17 protein-coding genes are annotated in these 15283 nt (G+C 67.4%); 3 read left to right on the forward strand and 14 right to left on the reverse strand.

Annotated features, from left to right (window positions below; genetic code table 11):
• Nucleotides 1–18: 18 nt before the first annotated feature.
• From AB0I51_RS05475 to AB0I51_RS05510, 8 genes are all read right to left on the reverse strand, one after another.
• On the reverse strand, nt 19–702 hold the full coding sequence (locus AB0I51_RS05475; protein WP_362971671.1) for a hypothetical protein: 684 nt from the start codon (nt 700–702) through the stop codon (nt 19–21).
• Between the two features lie 97 nt (nt 703–799).
• The gene (locus tag AB0I51_RS05480) at nt 800–1501 is read right to left on the reverse strand and encodes a hypothetical protein (protein ID WP_362971673.1); all 702 of its coding nucleotides are present in this window, start codon (nt 1499–1501) and stop codon (nt 800–802) included.
• 67 nt (nt 1502–1568) lie between these two features.
• Nucleotides 1569–1877 carry a hypothetical protein gene (locus AB0I51_RS05485; RefSeq protein ID WP_362971675.1) on the reverse strand — a complete coding sequence of 103 codons (309 nt, stop codon included), beginning with the start codon at nt 1875–1877 and terminating at the stop codon, nt 1569–1571.
• 95 nt (nt 1878–1972) lie between these two features.
• Nucleotides 1973–2242: a hypothetical protein gene (locus AB0I51_RS05490; RefSeq protein WP_362971677.1), complete on the reverse strand. Its 270-nt coding sequence runs from the start codon at nt 2240–2242 to the stop codon at nt 1973–1975.
• 53 nt (nt 2243–2295) lie between these two features.
• A complete protein-coding gene (locus AB0I51_RS05495; protein WP_362971679.1) occupies nt 2296–3111 on the reverse strand; it encodes a helix-turn-helix domain-containing protein in 816 nt (271 codons plus the stop codon).
• Nucleotides 3108–3446 carry a helix-turn-helix domain-containing protein gene (locus AB0I51_RS05500; RefSeq protein ID WP_362971681.1) on the reverse strand — a complete coding sequence of 113 codons (339 nt, stop codon included), beginning with the start codon at nt 3444–3446 and terminating at the stop codon, nt 3108–3110. Before AB0I51_RS05500 ends, AB0I51_RS05495 begins: the two co-directional genes overlap by 4 nt.
• Before the next feature lie 91 nt (nt 3447–3537).
• Nucleotides 3538–4623: a PD-(D/E)XK nuclease family protein gene (locus AB0I51_RS05505; RefSeq protein WP_362971683.1), complete on the reverse strand. Its 1086-nt coding sequence runs from the start codon at nt 4621–4623 to the stop codon at nt 3538–3540.
• Between the two features lie 56 nt (nt 4624–4679).
• A complete protein-coding gene (locus AB0I51_RS05510; protein ID WP_362971685.1) occupies nt 4680–5834 on the reverse strand; it encodes a recombinase RecT in 1155 nt (384 codons plus the stop codon).
• A 450-nt stretch (nt 5835–6284) separates the two neighbouring features.
• Between AB0I51_RS05510 and AB0I51_RS05515 the strand changes: the two genes are divergently transcribed.
• The gene (locus AB0I51_RS05515) at nt 6285–7436 is read left to right on the forward strand and encodes a hypothetical protein (protein WP_362971687.1); all 1152 of its coding nucleotides are present in this window, start codon (nt 6285–6287) and stop codon (nt 7434–7436) included.
• A 33-nt stretch (nt 7437–7469) separates the two neighbouring features.
• Here AB0I51_RS05515 and AB0I51_RS05520 read toward each other — a convergent pair whose 3' ends face one another.
• On the reverse strand, nt 7470–8120 hold the full coding sequence (locus AB0I51_RS05520; protein ID WP_362971689.1) for a hypothetical protein: 651 nt from the start codon (nt 8118–8120) through the stop codon (nt 7470–7472).
• Between the two features lie 191 nt (nt 8121–8311).
• Between AB0I51_RS05520 and AB0I51_RS05525 the strand changes: the two genes are divergently transcribed.
• Nucleotides 8312–8722, forward strand: a complete 411-nt coding sequence (locus AB0I51_RS05525; RefSeq protein ID WP_362971691.1) for a DUF6416 domain-containing protein — start codon at nt 8312–8314, stop codon at nt 8720–8722.
• Between the two features lie 49 nt (nt 8723–8771).
• Here the strand turns inward: AB0I51_RS05525 and AB0I51_RS05530 are convergent, their stop codons facing one another.
• From AB0I51_RS05530 to AB0I51_RS05540, 3 genes are read right to left on the reverse strand one after another with little or no spacing between them, the layout of a single operon-like run.
• Nucleotides 8772–9017, reverse strand: coding sequence for a hypothetical protein (locus AB0I51_RS05530; protein ID WP_362971693.1), 246 nt, complete (start codon nt 9015–9017; stop codon nt 8772–8774).
• A gap of 17 nt (nt 9018–9034) precedes the next feature.
• A complete protein-coding gene (locus tag AB0I51_RS05535) occupies nt 9035–9301 on the reverse strand; it encodes a hypothetical protein (RefSeq protein WP_362971695.1) in 267 nt (88 codons plus the stop codon).
• 27 nt (nt 9302–9328) lie between these two features.
• Nucleotides 9329–10204 (reverse strand): peptidoglycan-binding protein, encoded by an 876-nt coding sequence (locus AB0I51_RS05540; protein WP_362971697.1) that lies wholly within the window; start codon nt 10202–10204, stop codon nt 9329–9331.
• Nucleotides 10205–10614: 410 nt separating this feature from the next.
• Between AB0I51_RS05540 and AB0I51_RS05545 the strand changes: the two genes are divergently transcribed.
• Nucleotides 10615–11562 carry a hypothetical protein gene (locus AB0I51_RS05545; protein ID WP_362971699.1) on the forward strand — a complete coding sequence of 316 codons (948 nt, stop codon included), beginning with the start codon at nt 10615–10617 and terminating at the stop codon, nt 11560–11562.
• 86 nt (nt 11563–11648) lie between these two features.
• On the opposite strand, the gene AB0I51_RS05550 is transcribed toward AB0I51_RS05545, so the two are convergent.
• Nucleotides 11649–12974, reverse strand: a complete 1326-nt coding sequence (locus AB0I51_RS05550; protein WP_362971701.1) for a glycoside hydrolase family 6 protein — start codon at nt 12972–12974, stop codon at nt 11649–11651.
• 18 nt (nt 12975–12992) lie between these two features.
• A complete protein-coding gene (locus AB0I51_RS05555) occupies nt 12993–15281 on the reverse strand; it encodes a hypothetical protein (RefSeq protein WP_362971703.1) in 2289 nt (762 codons plus the stop codon).
• Nucleotides 15282–15283: the final 2 nt, after the last annotated feature.

Genomic DNA, 15283 nt, shown 5'->3' on the forward strand with positions numbered 1-15283 from the left:
CTGGTGATGCGCGGGTGGTCAGGACGTACGGCGCAGGACGACGGCGGCCGCGTTGTCCGGGCTGTGGTCGCCGACCTCGCCGGTGAGGAGGTCGGCGCCCTTGTCGGGGTCGTCGCAGAGGAGGGCGGCAGTGATCGTCTGATCGGTGACGCCGGCGCTGATCCCGTCGGTGCAGAACAGGAAGGCCACGGTGGTGTGTTCGGGCACGGACGTGGTCACGAACTCGTGGTGCGCGACCGTGCGCGTGACCATGCGGTCGTACGGCGCTAGCGGGCCTTGTCGGGCGGTGTGCTCTCGGATGCGATCGCCAAGGGAGTGGTCGTAGGTGGCGCGCTGCAACTGCCCGTCGCTGGTGAGCAGGTAGGCGCGGCACAGTCCGGCCCAGGCGATCTGGATACGGCTGTGATCGGGGTCGAACAGCGCGGTGACGATGGACGCGTCCGCCGTGTTCTCGCTGGCCGCGAGGCGGTCGCGGGCTGTCATGCAGCCGAACTCAGGTGTCGCGGTGAGAGTGGCTGTGACGGACTCCTGGGCGGCCAACCGGGCGGCTTCGACGGCCGCGACGGTGTCGCCGATGCCGTCGGTGACGGCCACGGCGATACGGCCCGTTGCACGATCGCCGCCGACGACGAACGCGTCCGCCTGTACCTCGCGGCGACCTCTCAGCTGGGCGCCGCCGACACGCCAGGGGGTTCGGGACATGGATGAACTCCTCGTTCAGGAAAAGGTGTTGGGGGAGTGGGGTCGCCCGGGGCCGGACCGCTCGCACCGGCGGCCCCAGGCGTGGACATCGCGAGCGCTACGGCGCGGAGACCGCGGTGAGCTGCGACGCGACAGACGTGGTGGTGGGCGTGAACTGTCCGCAGGCGCCGAAGCGTTCGCCCATCCTGTGTTCCGGCTCCCACTGGCCGCAGCGGTGGCAGGACGGCTGACTGCGGCTGGGAGCCGGGCGGGCGACGTATGCCCCGCGCACCCGCGCGTAGGTGAAGACGATCACGCCGGTGCCCTCTTCGAGACTGGCTGCGCCTCCGCCACGGTGCAGGGCGCCGTGCAGGTGGGAGCGCAGAAGCGCGCTCGACCAGTCGAAGCCGAGAAGCATCTCGTCCGGGCTCTCGTAGGTCACGCGGTAGGCGGAGAAGGATGCTTCCCCGGGGCTGGTGAGCGGGCGGGCCCAGAACTGGACCGGGCGGTCGTCGTCGTGCTGCTTGGGGACGGGTGCGATGGCGGAGACGATGCGCAGGATCACGTCGCCGCTGTCGCTGCGGTGGTCGAGCCCGGCCTGATGGGCGGCGTGGGCGCACAGGTCCTTGAAGCCGGAGACGCCGTAGGCGGCGAGCCAGCGGTCAGGGGTCAGTTCTCCGCCGAAGTTCCGCCGGAAGTCGGCGCGGTCGCGGCGCTGGACGGCGGCAATGACGCTGACGGCGCGGTCGATCGTGTCGGGAGCGATGCCGTGCCTCGCGGCTTCGGCGTGCAGTAACTGCTCTCGGGTGGGCTGGTCCACTTCGCTCTCTCCTTCGTGGATTCCGCGGACCCTCGCTGTCCGGAGCCCGCGGTGATGGGCGGTGGGGCTACGGGATGTCCGGGGGCCGTTGGCCGAAGTGCTCGGCGGCAGTGCCGTGCAGGACGCTCAGCCGGGCCGACAGGCGCTTGCCGAGCGTGCGGCCGTGCATCTCGATCCCGCTGTCGTCCGTGACGGACTCCAGGCACCAACGGCGGTGACCGTCATCGAGCGTGAAGTCGTACAGCGCGCCGGGTCGGGAGCCACGCAGCGTCAGGACGCGTACGGGACGGCCGTCCGGATCGATTCGGAGGGTGGGCTCGCCCTGGACGCGGGCGGCGAGGACTATCGCGACGATGTCGGGCAGGGAGATGCTCATGGATTCCTCGCGATCTGGTCGGGACTTTCAGTCTGATAGTCGACGGAAATCATCTGTCACCACACATGTTGTGGTCGTGGAAATGCGGCGCTCGGTCAGAAGTCGCGATACAGGTCCATCCGGCCAGTGGTCTCGCGGAGGGCGCAGACGAGTAGTCGGCCGGCACCCTCGACGCCGAGGACGTCGGTGATGAACTGCATCGGGGTCACTGGACGGCCGATCGCTTCGCCGTATGTACGGGTGAGGGCTTCGCCGAGCTCGCGCGCCTGCTCTTGGGCCTGCTTGAACTGCTGAGGGGTGACGCCCTGGGCGGCGAGTCTGTCAGTGAGTGCTTGCCGTTCGCCGGGGGTGAGTTGCCGGAACATCGGTCGAATCCTCCAGGGGCGGGTTCCGATTTGGTGGCATTGATAACATTTTATCAATCCTGATCACTCTCCGTCAAGTGTTCTTTATCTGTGGGTTTGTTGAGTCGAGGCTGGCCGCGGCGCATTGCCTCACGCGCGGCCTGGCGAGGACCATCCAGAGCACCCTGAGCCTCGAGTTCCGCGGCGAGGGCGCGCCGTGCCCTGTCCTCTTCGAACCAACGGCGGTCCCGGCCGCGGGCGCGCTCGTCATTCTTTCGTTTCTCCTGCGCCGCAACAGCGGCACGCCGGGCACGCGGGCTGGTGCCGCAACCACGGCAGTTGGCCGCCGGGGAATCCGGGTGTGCCGAACAGTCGCCGGTCCCGCGACGGCCCTCACCGTCCGCCGGGGGCTGGGGGGCGTTGCTCTGGTGGTTCTCTGACGGTTCCCCGGCCAATCTGGCCGGTTCCCCCGCCGAACCTGGCCGCTGGTCAGATTGGCCGCCAGCCGTTTTGGCCGCCTGCTTCGTCCGCCTTCCGCCGACCTTCTTCGTGTGCTTCTCCGCCTTCGGTGCCGGAGAGCCGGAACGGGGAGTCCGTGAACTCGACGGCGGTGGCGTCCGAGGGTGCGGGGCGTGGATCGTGTAGCGGTTGCTGGTGCGGCGCCCGCCCGAGAACCGGGCGCGGGAGACGATGAACCCCTCCTGCTCCAGCCATTCCAAGTGCCGGCGCACGGTGCGCTCTCCTTGGCTCGTCTTCTCCGCCAGGGTGGCTTGTCCGGGGAAGCAGGACCACGCCTCGTCGGCGAAGTCGCACAGGGCAAGGAGCACCAGCTTCGCGCCGGGCTTGGAGATGTTCTGCCGGAAGGCCCAGGCCATGGCCTCGATGCTCAACTGCCGTCCCCTTCCGCTTCCTTCCAGGCCGACCGCCAGCGGGTGACGGTGCGCGGCTCCACTCGGAGTCGCTCGGCGATCTCGTCCGCGCCGAGTTCCGCCCGGGTCATCAGCCGGGCGGCGAGTTCCTGCTCGGGCTCGTTGAGACCGGGGAGCGGGAGATCGGCGTTGACCACTCGCTCGATCGCCAGGAAGTCGATGCCGGGCACGCCTGTGGCAGTGGTGCTGAGGTAGATCCGACGTGTGGGCTCGCGGGTGAGCTCGGTCGGCGGGTGATCGCCGTACGTCTGGGCCAGGATGGTCGCGAGCCGTTCGCGGAGCGTGGGTGTGGACATGGTCCCCTCCAAGGGCTGTCCGGTAAGTGAGCGGAGACCGAGGCCGCCGACGATCTGTGTTGCGGCGCGGCGGCCCCAGGTCGTGTGGTGGTCAGTTCGCCTCGGGCACGCGGGAGACGCCGATGGTGCGTGAGGTCCGCCCGCCTGGCCGCATGGGGATGCCGATGCTGAGACCCTCGAGGACGCGGATCATCGCATCGGGGTCGGGCTCGGGCGGACGCGGGTTGCCGCCGGACCAGGACAGCTTGAACGCGCCGTAGGTTCCGGCGTCGGCGGCGTCCAGCATCTTGCGGGCCTTGGCCTTGCGCTTCTTCGACGCGCTCTCCACCTCGGCGGCGTCCGCGTAGGCGCGCAGGGCCTCGGTGACGGCCGCCGTGTCTTCGGCGAGGATCGTCTGCGGGGCGCGGTCGTCGGGGAGTTGGCCCAGATTCCAACAAGCCGTCTTGAACGGGCAGTTGTCGCAGATGATCGACAGGCCGGGGCCGTCGAGGTCGCGCGGCATTGCCTCCGGTTCGGGGCTGGCCAGGATGTCCTCGGCCCACGCGAGGGCCTGCTTCGTGACGTCCTCGTCGTACGGGCGTTGGTGGACGACGACCTGCCCGTACTCCCGTCCCACGTATCTCAGCCGTACGACGTCGACCGGTAGCGGTTCACCGGTCGGCAGACCGGGGTGGTCCCTGAGGCCGCCGGTGCGCAGCAGGTGGGCGTACAGGTGGACCTGGAACCACTCGGCCCGGCTGGGGCCTTGGCGTACGACGACGTCCAGGGCGCGGGTGCTCTTCGTCTTGACGTCCTCCACGACACCCAGGTCACGGGTCTGCGGTGTCCTCGCGGCAGGGTCGTGGAGGTGGTCCGGAGCCCAGTAGGCGTCGGCGTGACCGAGGATCACGCCGTCGGTGAGTTCCAGCTCGGTGCAGGCGCCGTACTGCTCCCGCAGGACGCGCAGGATGCCCTCGTGGAGCCAGGTGCCGAGGATGGCGGCGTGCATGTTGTCGGCGAGGTCGGTCGGCCAGGTGCCGTGGACCTCGTAGGCGGCGCGGCGTCTGCATAAGCCGATCGACGAAGGGCCGAGGAGGCGTTGGCGCGAACGGGGGCGGGCGCGGTCGTCTCGGTGTGCGCCTTTCCAAAGGTCGGGGACGGGGATGCCGAGGTTCTCGGTGATGTTGTCGGTGGGCATGGTGATCTCGCACTCTGTTGGGAGGTCTGCCTGTGATGGCCGATGGGCAGTGCGGGTTACTGGGCAGAGCGTGGAGTGGCCTGGCTCTGGGAGGACTTTCGTGCCGCGGTCTTCTTTGTGGTGGCCTTACGCGCCACCGCCTTCTTGGCCGACGCGCGTCGGCGCGTGATCGGGGCGGCGGTCATGGCCGTCGGATCGGCCGGGGAGGGGGCATCGGCACCGGGTCCGCCTCCCGCCTGCAGTGCGTCGAGGAGGGTACGCAACTGCTCGGTGGTGGCGTCCTGATAGGAGACGCCGAAGTCGTCGAAGCACCGCTCGTTGACGGTGTCGAAGCCGATATCGAGATGTTTCGCAAGCTGCTGGGCTTCGCGGCGTACTTCCTCCAGTTCGGCACGCGGATCGACCGATGGCGCCTTCTCGTTCTCTTGCGCCGCCTTGGTATCCGCCGCTGCGTTGTCGTCCTGCACGTCGACGACTTCGCCCTCGACCACATCTCCGGCATCGCCGGACGAGGGGTTCTTTCCGCCCTGCTCGGATTTGTCCGGCTGCACTGCTCTGCCGCTCTTCAGCTGCGCGGCGGCGGCTTGGACGCGCTCGCGGGACTCCGCCGCGTCGGCCGCGTGCAGCTCCTCGTCGACGTGCAGGCCGGACAGGTCTGCGGGGCAGGCCCGGCGCAGAGCAAGTGCTTCGGCAACCTTGCTCAGTTGACTGGCTGGCATCTGCGGCCACAGGCCGCCGAGCTTGTACTCCTGGGCCTCGTAGTCCCACACCTTCGGTGCGTACTCCCGCCAGTGGGCGACGGCGGGGAAACGGGAGTCTCCACGCCAGACGACGACCCTGCACGCGGCCGGAGGCTCGTCGCGCAGCCACACCGTGTGCTCGCCGCCCTCGGCGTCGTACCAGACGAAGTCCTCGTACGCGATGGACTGCCCGGCTCGGTCGGCGGCCCGGCGTGCGATCAGCCGGTAGCCGTCGATGCCGGTCTGGATGGTCCAGCGGATCTCGCCGCGGGACTTGCGTTTGATCATGTAGATCTGCCGGCCGAACGGGTCGAGTCCGGACGCCTTGCAGTAGTGGAAGAAGATCCCCAGCTGCGCCGGACTGGCCTCGGCCAGATCCGGGAACGCCGCGCGCAGAGCGCGTAACTGCTGGTCCTCGAACGCCTTCTGGTCCTCGCGGATCGCGAGCCAGGTGACCGGAGTGTCGGTCACGTCCCCTCCAAGTAAACTTGTTCCCCAATAAGACGTTCATGTGTTGCAACACATGTTGCATATAATCGAAGTTGATAAAAATATATTTCACTTGACCCTCGACGTCAAGTTCGAGGTGTGATCGCCCCTGCTCGCGCGCCGGCCGTGCAGCCGGAACGCGCCTACGAGGCCCTGACTGTCGATGTGTGCCCCTTGTCTCCGAGGGTAGCTGTGCATTGCCTGGACACATGTTGAGGGAGTCACGTTATAGGCAACAGTCACGTCGCGCACGGGGGCCGGTCGCTGTGTGGGTCACTTCAACCCGGATCGTAGAGTGACCGTCGACTGGATTGGGAAGTCTGATGGTGTCCATGGCGGCAGCTGCAACAGGCTGATCGGTAGGTGGCTTGAGAGACGCGAGCAAGGGGCGGTATGTGGCTTGATGATGTGCTGCCTGACGGATTCGTCCTGATGGACAACACCACGATATTCGGTGCCCTTAGGGCTTTCGAGTGGGATCCGTCGCGCACGCGCCGGCTGCCGTCCGGTGTGGATCTGCGATCGCTCATGGACGTCTTGGAGGCCATCGTCCTGGTCGAAGGCTTCACCGTCGACAACTCCAGCAGGGATGACCACGTCAACTGGCGCGACCTGTATCAGATCAGCCGTGCGAACGGAGACTTCTTCGGGGAAACGTCTCTTGTGGGGGGTTCAGGCTCGGTGCATGCTGAGCTGCTCCGGACGAGCGCAAGGCAGGTACGGCGCCTGCTGGGGACAGGTCACTTGGTCCAGAGCCTCGAAATCATGCCCTCGTCCGACGACCTGGAGATCCTGCCGCCGCTTTATCACGATTCGGCTCAGTTCATGGAGTTCACGCTGGCGGGCGTTGACGATGGGTTCGAGCGTGCGGTCGCGCGTGAGCTGCGGGCCCTCGTAGGCATTCTCGAGACGCAGACGGCAGCCGTACGCAGCTTTGCTCTCTTCGCTTACCGCGGCTTCTACTACCAGGGGTTGGCCTGTGCAGCCTGCGCACCGTACATGCCGCACGCATGGCGCTCGATGCTGTTCAGCAATCAACCGATAGAATCGCGTGCCCGCTTCAGCGACCTGGTGATGGGCAGGGTGGCCAGGATCAGAGAAGCGGTGCGCGGCCAGATCAACGACGAGTTCGGCGGCTCAGCGATATCGGCTGACTTCCCACTCATTGCTTCCTACGTCATCAGCCAGTGCGCCACTCGAGGTGCGCTCCTGAAGACCGCGGTCGAAGTGCGGCGCAGCGCCAAGGCGACCGCGTTCCGGAACTGGGTACATGGCATCGACCGCAAGCTCCGCGATCAGGAAGATCTCGTCACCATCAAGGCGGCCCAGGATGAGCTTCGTGCCCTGGTCCACGAACTCGAGCTCGAACTGGGGCTGACCAAGCGTGAAAAGCAGCAGGTCACTCTGACGCTGGGTGTACCCATGTTCTCGGCCGGGACCACGACCCATGTGCCACGGTGGCGCACCCGTCGGCGCCTCCGAATGCCGGGCCGCCGACCCCATCTGGTGTTTCTCCGCGAGCTGGCACGCGAGTCGACACGTCTGACCCCGTTTGCTCTCGCTTTTCAGCGACTCGCACCGTGAGCGATCCGAAACCGGTTCGCCTGTCCCGGGCGCCTAGCGTTTCGGGCGTACGGTCATGGAGAAGCCGGAGTTCAGGAGTTCCGCCGCGAACGCCGCAACATCCTCCACTGAGTCCTGGCCGGGCCGGAACGTCCGTGCTTCCGGCACGGGTTTCGGCGTCGGCTTCGGTTCCGCGGATGTCTTCCGTCCGCGGGGCTTGATCTGCTCGCGCTCGCCCGCCCGGATTCGGTCGATGCCCTCCTGGACGGTGCCGCGTCCGCGTTGTTCGGCGTCCTTGAGGACGGTGTCCAGTAGCCACAGCGGCGAGCCGGAGACCATCGCGTCCTCGGTGGCGAAGCTCCTGCGGACCCGCCACTGGTAGACGTCCATGTACTTCTTGCCGAAGACCCAGGGGATCTCCTTCAGGCCGACGACGTCCGGCAGCTCCGCCGCGTCGTCGACCTCGTACCCGCCGTCGATACCGGCCTTGTACTCCTTCAGCCGTTCGGGCAGGTGCTCGCGCGTGCCGTCCTGGGCGAGTCCGAGCACGGTCGGCAGGAGCCAGTACGGGTTTCCGGAGATCACCGCATCCGGCTCGTTCAGCACTCCGCGGGTCTTCCACAGCTGGGAGGTCTGCCGCTCGACTCCGTAGAGGAACGCGATCTCCGCATGTCCCAGCAGGTAGGGAAACCTCTTCTTGGTCACGGTGTCTCCGGCGCTCGCGGCATAAAACGCACTTGATGCGTCAAGCATAGTTGACCCGACGGTGCGCGCTTGACCTACCGCTCGGCTCGCCGCGACCAGTACGCGAACCAAACCGCATGGAAAGCAGTTGGAGAGTCGCAGCCCGAAGTGAGCCGGGCGGCCAGAATGGAGCACTTCAGGATGAGTGAGAGGTGGATGTGACGGTGTATCTGGCAGAGGCTGATCCGCGTTGGGCGAACCACTCTGGCGAAGAGGGGCATTACGACCACCCGGAATGGGGCCCGGAGGACTTGGAGCGCGCCACGGTGTTCCTGGCTGAACTCGCGCCGCAGGCCCGGCAGGTATTCGAGTACCTGCTGCGCAACCCCGGCCGTGAGATCCACGGCACGGAGCTGGTGGACAAGGCCCTGGACGGGCCGAACGAAGTCGATCAGGTGCGCCGCGTGGCAGGCGTGCTGTCCGGAATGAGCAAGGCGCAGGGCAATAGTGGGCGGCGCTATCCGTTCTACTGGTGGGAGGCTCCCGAGGGCAGCGCGGGCGCAACGTACGCGGTCCGACCCTCGGTGGCAGCGGTGTTCCTGGCCACTCAGCTTGGGCAGTAACAGGGGTGACCCGAGCCCGGGCCGGACACCCTGTCGCTGCGCTTCGTGGTCACCGGCCGAGCGCCGACCATACGGCGATACCGAGGGCGACCAGACCGGTTAGCGTGCTGATGGCGGGGAGGGGCCAGCGAGACCGTTCGAGGGTGGTGACGCGGGCGTCGATTTCCTCGATGGCTTTGTCGGTCTGGTCGGATCGCTGGACCAGGAGCGCGAGTTGGCCGTCAATGCGCGCGAGCCCGACTTCGAGGGCGCGGCGGAGTTCGGCGAGCTCCAGGGCGATCTCTCCGTCGGGCATGGCGACTGCTCCTCTGGTCAGTTGATGGTGATGGAGGCGGGGTCGGTTCTGGCGGGGAGCCACGACGCCGTGCCGGAACGGCCGAGGAGCGAACCGACAGCGCCCTTCGCGACGGCGAGGCCGGCCGGGATCGCCGCGATGGCGGCCGACTCGAGCGTGGACAGGTTGACGATGTCGGTCGTGCCGGAGGCGAGGAGGAGGGCGAGGAAGGCCTCGACGTACGTCAGTACGGAGCGCTCCGCGATGTCGGCGAGGAGCTTCCGGGTGCTTTTGGCGGTGGCCATGGGGCAGGTGTCCTCTCGGGTTATGGGTCAGGGCTTGGGAACGCGGAGCTTGGCCCAACTTGTCGGGCCCGGGATGCCGTTGGCGTCGCCGCCGGAGTAGCCGAGCTTGCGCTGCCAGGCGGCGTAGGAACTGCGGTCGGTCTCCGTCCAGTTGGGGCCGGGGCCCTCGCTGTACTTGCCGCAGCCCTCGGCTACCAGGCGCCTGCCCATCGCGGTGATCAGGGCCGAGCGTCGGCCGGTACGGAAGTAGTCGGAGCCGGGGAACGAGGCGTACGCCGGCTCGTCCTCCGCGGGCGTGGTGCTCGTCGGCTTGCCGCTGAGCACTTTGGCGACCGCCGTGCGGAAGTCGTCCATAGCGATGCCAGCCGGGTCCGGCTTGCCGGGCTGCCACTCCTTGTGGCCGATCACAGACCGCGCGCTCCAACCGTGGGCCTCGCACAGGGCCGCGCTGACCTTGTACATGGCGTCGAGCTGGGCCTGCGGCCATGTTTGACCGCCGCCGGTGTTGATGCACTCAAAGCCGTAGAAGTGCGGGTTGCCGTCGGTGTTGGCCTCGTTGTCCGGCGGGAGGGGCTTCTCCGCGATGATGGCTTTGAGGACGTCGTCGTCGCCGGATCCGGCGTGGTTGGCGCGGCCGTAGCCGACGAGGTGGACGGTGCCGGAGCGGTCGATGACGCCGTGGCAGAGGGGGCCGGGCAGCGCGGTGTAGCCGGTGCGGCAGAGCTCCACCATGGCGGCCTCGGTGGAGTACGGGCCGGTGTGGTGGATCATGACGCCGTTGACCGGGCCCCAGGCGCCCTTGTGGTTGCGGTTGTGGGAGCGCCAGCTGCCGTGCTCGACGACGCGGACACCGGACGACTTCAGGACGGCGAGGAACTGGTCTGCGGATAGTGGCTGGGCCACGTCGTGACGCTTTCTCCCCCGCGCCTCCGCGTGCGCTGCTCGCCAGGAGCCACCCTGACGGTCCCTCGGGAAAAGGCGCATCGGCTGCAGAACGGAGGGTCGCTCGGCGAATGGAGCCTACCGCAGCGCAGGCACCGAGCCAGAAACCCCAACAGCCGTCAGCAGGACGGTTCCAGTCAGGTGGAGCCGACTCCATCAGCCAAATATTACCGCCGGGTAATTATGACAAACTGCAAGATATTTTGCCGTGCGTGGCCTTACACTGCCTGTGACGTGGCGTGCGGTGGAGGGGGTTCTCCTTGGTCACTCTTGTTGCTTTGCGACTACGCTACTCCGGTGACATATCAAAGGTTCTGCTCCTGCGTGCATCCGGGATCAGGGACGGGCCGCCTGGGCGTAATCGCTGGGCCATGACTGGCATCCTGACTTTCGCTGCAGTCGTCGCGGCACCTTTCGCCCTGGCGTTAGCGCACGACCTTATTGCGCAAATTTCGACGGACACCCTCTCGCGTCGTTATTTCTGGCTTGCTTACTTTTCTTTCGTGGATGTTCTGTGCGTCTGGTCGCAGTGGGTTTCGTGTCACATGTTCCACAGCCTTACTCCCGACCTGGATGACATGCTCAGTGCGCGCGGGAAGGGCGCGGTTCACGGCTGGCTGGATGCCAAGACCTCGGCAGTGGCTCAAGGGACAGTCATGATGAGCGGCGCAGGGTCTGCGGCCTTTCTGGTCTACATAGCCTCCCGCTCGCCGAAGATGACGCAATTGCTCTCCATTGACCTGGCCTCTTACGTTAGCGCAGCCATTACAGGAGCCTGTGTTTTCAACTGCATGTACTGGCTTGCCCAAGGTGCTCACTTTGCACGCGTGGTGACACGCCCGGGCTACCTGGAACTCTCCTGGATTTCTCCTGCCAACACCCCCGGCGTCGAGCTTCTCGTCCGTTGTTACCGTATGGGATCTCTTCTCGCGGCTGTCGGATCGGCTGCATGCATTTTCCCTTGGGTCTACTGGATGAACCATGCGGAACCCACAATCTTGTTGAGGATTGCAAAATGGTTCCTGGTCGTCTTGTCGGCGGGCGTACTCATCCCCATATCTTTTGTGCCTCAATGGAGGCTGTCGATGGCCGTGTCCGAGTATCGAATATCGGTGATTCGGAGAATCAGTAGAGAGTTACCCGTTCATCCGCCGACGCAAGGCAGTCAACTGACGAATGATCTCGCTCTGCGCGTTGATATACTCGAGAAGGTCTCATCCAGTCCGTCCGGAGTGATTGACAAGCAGTCAGTTGCGGGAGCTCTCTTGGCGCTCGCTACAGCATTGATCCCTACCCTCGGGCAGTTGATGCTGCGTTGATCCATTCCTTTCAGGAGGAATTGCGGCGCACTGCCTTTTTGTCGTCGCGCTCTCGGCGTTCCGAGATCAGCGGAGCTGGAGCCGCGTCACCAGCCCTCGATCAGCCGCTCGGCGAGATACGGTGAAAAGGACCCTGCAGGGATACCGACGCCTACACCGCACGAGCCGTCCGAGTCACCCGGGACCTTGATCCAGAGCAGGTAATCTGCGTCACCGACGCCGATCGAACTGGGCACCCCCAGGCGGCGGCCGCCCGGGTTGCACCACTCGACGTGCTGCCCCTCGGCGTCCATCGCGCCGTTGCCGTTGCGGGAGGTGTCCACCACGAACCCGGTGCCGGTGACGCCGAGGCGGGCCAGTTCTGTGGTGATCTGGGTGGCGTAGGTGCAACAGACGTCGACGGAGTCGAAGTTGGCGACGTTGACGGCGAAGCCTCGCACCTGCGCGACGCCGGCGTCCTTCAGCCGGGCGGCCATCTCCGGCGGGCGGATCCAGGTCGGGTTTCCCCCGTCGAGGTAGACGGTGGTTTCGGGCAGCGTGGCGAGGGCACGCGCGGCATAGGCGGCCAGGGTGGTGCGCTCGGCGCGAGCCGAGTCGCTGGGTAGGTTGCCGAGCTGGGCCAGCGAGTCGGGTTCGAGGACGACGAGGACGGGCCGGTCGCCGATGCCGGCCACGGCGGCGTCGATCCACGCCCGGTAGGCGTCCGGGGAGGCCGAACCGCCCGAGCTCTGGCCGCCGTTGTCCCGGTTGAACATGTTGTACAGGGCCACGATGGGCATCTGGCCCTGAGCGGCCGCGGCCGCGACGTACGCGTCCAGGTCGGCCTTGATGTCCGTGTTCCAGTCGCCGAACCAGCGGGCGGCGGGGCACCGGGCGATGGACCGCCGGATCTTCTTGGCGCGCGGGTCGTCCGGGTTGGCCTGCAGCCACTTGGCGGCGTTGGAGTCCGGGTCGGTGTAGAAGCCCTCGCTCGGGGTCGAACAGGTCAGCCGGACTTCGGTGAGGTGGATGGTGACGGGGCTGGACTGGCCGAACTGGAAGGACACCTGGCCGGAGGTCGCCAAAGTCGAGGTGAAGGAGAACACGAAGTGCGTGTCCACCGTCGGCACGTTGAGCTGCTTCTCCACGACCGGGGTCCACGGGTCGACCCCCATGCCGACCTTCACGGCCATGACGGCGCCCTCCTGCGAGGCGCGGGCCGTGAACGACAAGGTGTAGCGGCAGCCCGCGCGCAGGGTGACGCCGTCCTGACCGAACACCGCGTCCCACAGGTTCTCCGCGTCCGTGCTCGCGGTCGCCTCCAGTCCGGCCGTACCGGCAGCGATGATGACCATGTCGGTGCTGCCCGACCACCAGCCGGTCGTCCCGTTGGTGAAGGACCCGTTGACGACGAGGTCTCCGTACGTGGGCACAGCGCGGCCGCTCCTTCGCTACTTGGTGTAGGTCACGCGCAGCCGCGGCGGGTACGTCTGCCCGTACCCGCGGGCCCGCCCGTAGTAGGTCCTGTCGGTGGTGTTGGGGTCCAGCGCGATGCCCCGCCAGGTGGTGGAGTCGAAGACGGCCCTGATGTCGACCCACTTGCCCTGGTTGCGTTTCCAGGCGACGGTCTGCGCTTCGGTGTCGCAGGAGAACTTCGCCGGCCGGGAGGCGTGTTTGTGCGCCCGGATGACCGCCTTGCCGCCGGATGCGTAGTACCAGTGGTCGAAGTACAGGTACACCTCAGCCTTTTCGATTTTCGCGCCGGCCAAGTCGGTGGCCAGGGCGGCGGGAAAGCCGATCAGGCTGGACTGCACCCCGTTGTTCGCGGAGTAGTAGCCCTGCATGCAGGAGGTGCCGTAGTAGGCGTTGTAGCCCGAGCGGTTCGCGTACGAACCGGACCACGAGCACGCGTACGTCTTCGTGTACGTCTGCACCGGGTCGTCGGCCGTGCCGCCGCCCGTGTTGTAGCCGCCGGTCAGCGGCAGTTCGGGACCGGTGTCCTCGACGTAGAAGACATTCGTGCGGCCGGTGGTAGTCAGGCCGAGTTCGAGGGTCTGCCCGGTGCTGCCTCCGGAGTTCTCGAAGGAGAGCAGGAGCCGGTGCAGGCCGGTGCCCAGGGTGGTGGAGCTGGTGATGTGTTCCAGGTCGACCTGCTGGAATCGGCCGGTCTGCGCGGGCGTGTGGATCGAGGTCTCTCGCAGCGTGGAGGTGATCGTGGGGCGTGCGGTGCCGCCGTCGCGCAGGTAGAGGCGGATCTCGCCGTCGGTGGTGGTGTCGAGATCCGCGGTCGCCCGGAATCCCACCCGGTACAGGCGGCGTGCCTCGGCGGTGAACGGCAGCTCGAAGTAGCCCATCTCGCTGCCGGTCGCGGTGACCGTGGAGCCGGGGTGGGCGCGGGCGACGACTCCCTTGGGCCCGGCTCCCAGCAGGTCGGTGACGGGTTCTCCGCCCACCGTCAGTTCGCCGGCAACGTTGACGTCGTTGAAGCCAGCGCTGCCGTCGGTGTCGATCGTCGCCACCGGTTGGCCGTCGCTGCGCAGGGTCAGGTACTGGGGCTCCCCGGTGACCAGAGACACGGCCTCCTCGCCCGCCTCGTCGAAGAGGCGTACCCCCTGCGGGCCGACCTCTGCGCGGGCGCCGCCGGTCACCCGGCCGAAGATCTGGTGGGCCTCGGCGTTGTCGAACACGACCCAGCCGGCCGTGGCGGCAGAGGCTTCCAGGCACAGCACGGACTGCGTGGTTCCCTGCGGGGCGGCGACCTGCCCGTTGATGCGTTGCCACATGCCGGGTACCGGGGCGGTCGTCTCCACCACGCCGTAGCCGAGGACCGTCCCGGCGGCGTTCTCCCACCGGGCGAGGATCTTCACGCCGCTGGCGTTCAGGTCGTCGGAGGTGAGGATGTCGACGGCCAGGTAGAGCTGAGTGCCGGCGAGGACGGGGACGGTGGCCAGCGGTAGCGTGAAGTAGGTGGGGGTGTCGGCCAGGCAGTCCGTGCGGACGCCGACGCCGGTGCGGTTGCCGCGGGCCAGCGACCACGGGGCGCCCGCTGCGGCGATCGCCGCAGCGATGACTGCGCCCTCGAAGCTCGGGTCGGGGATGAAGTTGGTGCCCTGCCCGACGGCGATCTGGTCGGGGGTGACCGAGCCGACCGCCAGGTGCGGGGTGATGATGGCGCCCACGGCGATGTGCCCCTGCTGGATGACGCCGGTGCCGACGTCCGCGGAGGCGGCGCGGCGCGCGGTGCTTTGCACGGCCGCGGAGGGCAGGCTAGGAGTGCCGGAGGTGTTGACCGCGACCAGGCGCGCCCAGATCAGGTCGTAGTAGTTGGTCGCGATGGTCACCGACGCGCCGGACGCGGCCTCGATCGTGGCCGCGGGCCACATCACGTCCGGCTCGGCGTCCGCCGAGGTCAGCAGGTGCACCTGGACGCGGGAGAGGTCCAGCGGAGTGGCGTCCGCGCCCGCGAAGGTGCCGTCCCAGGTCACGCGCAGGCCGTTCAGGACCGGCTCCACCTGAGGTGCGGATGGAGCAGGCGGGGGAGGACCGTTAACGGCGTTAATGGCTGTGGTGCCGTCCAGTTGCTGCCCGATGACCGCGCGGAGGGAGCCGCCGGCGTCGTACACCTCGACCGCGCCGTCCTCGATGGAGGAGTACGCGAGGCGGGAGGTGCGCGCCAGTTGGGTGTACCGGCGCTCCAAATCCGCGAGGCGGGCGGCGAGTTGACTGAGGCCGTCGGCCACGG

The sequence above is a fragment of the Streptomyces sp. NPDC050549 genome (assembly GCF_040655035.1).
Classification (GTDB): Bacteria; Actinomycetota; Actinomycetes; order Streptomycetales; family Streptomycetaceae; genus Streptomyces.

Bases quoted from the DNA above. Each gene is read 5' to 3' on its own strand.
- AB0I51_RS05475 (WP_362971671.1), bottom strand. From the start codon at position 702: ATGTCCCGAACCCCCTGGCGTGTCGGCGGCGCCCAGCTGAGAGGTCGC.
- AB0I51_RS05485 (WP_362971675.1), bottom strand. From the start codon at position 1,877: ATGAGCATCTCCCTGCCCGACATCGTCGCGATAGTCCTCGCCGCCCGC.
- AB0I51_RS05490 (WP_362971677.1), bottom strand. From the start codon at position 2,242: ATGTTCCGGCAACTCACCCCCGGCGAACGGCAAGCACTCACTGACAGA.
- AB0I51_RS05500 (WP_362971681.1), bottom strand. From the start codon at position 3,446: ATGTCCACACCCACGCTCCGCGAACGGCTCGCGACCATCCTGGCCCAG.
- AB0I51_RS05505 (WP_362971683.1), bottom strand. From the start codon at position 4,623: ATGCCCACCGACAACATCACCGAGAACCTCGGCATCCCCGTCCCCGAC.
- AB0I51_RS05515 (WP_362971687.1), top strand. From the start codon at position 6,285: ATGGACAACACCACGATATTCGGTGCCCTTAGGGCTTTCGAGTGGGAT.
- AB0I51_RS05530 (WP_362971693.1), bottom strand. From the start codon at position 9,017: ATGCCCGACGGAGAGATCGCCCTGGAGCTCGCCGAACTCCGCCGCGCC.
- AB0I51_RS05535 (WP_362971695.1), bottom strand. From the start codon at position 9,301: ATGGCCACCGCCAAAAGCACCCGGAAGCTCCTCGCCGACATCGCGGAG.
- AB0I51_RS05545 (WP_362971699.1), top strand. From the start codon at position 10,615: ATGACTGGCATCCTGACTTTCGCTGCAGTCGTCGCGGCACCTTTCGCC.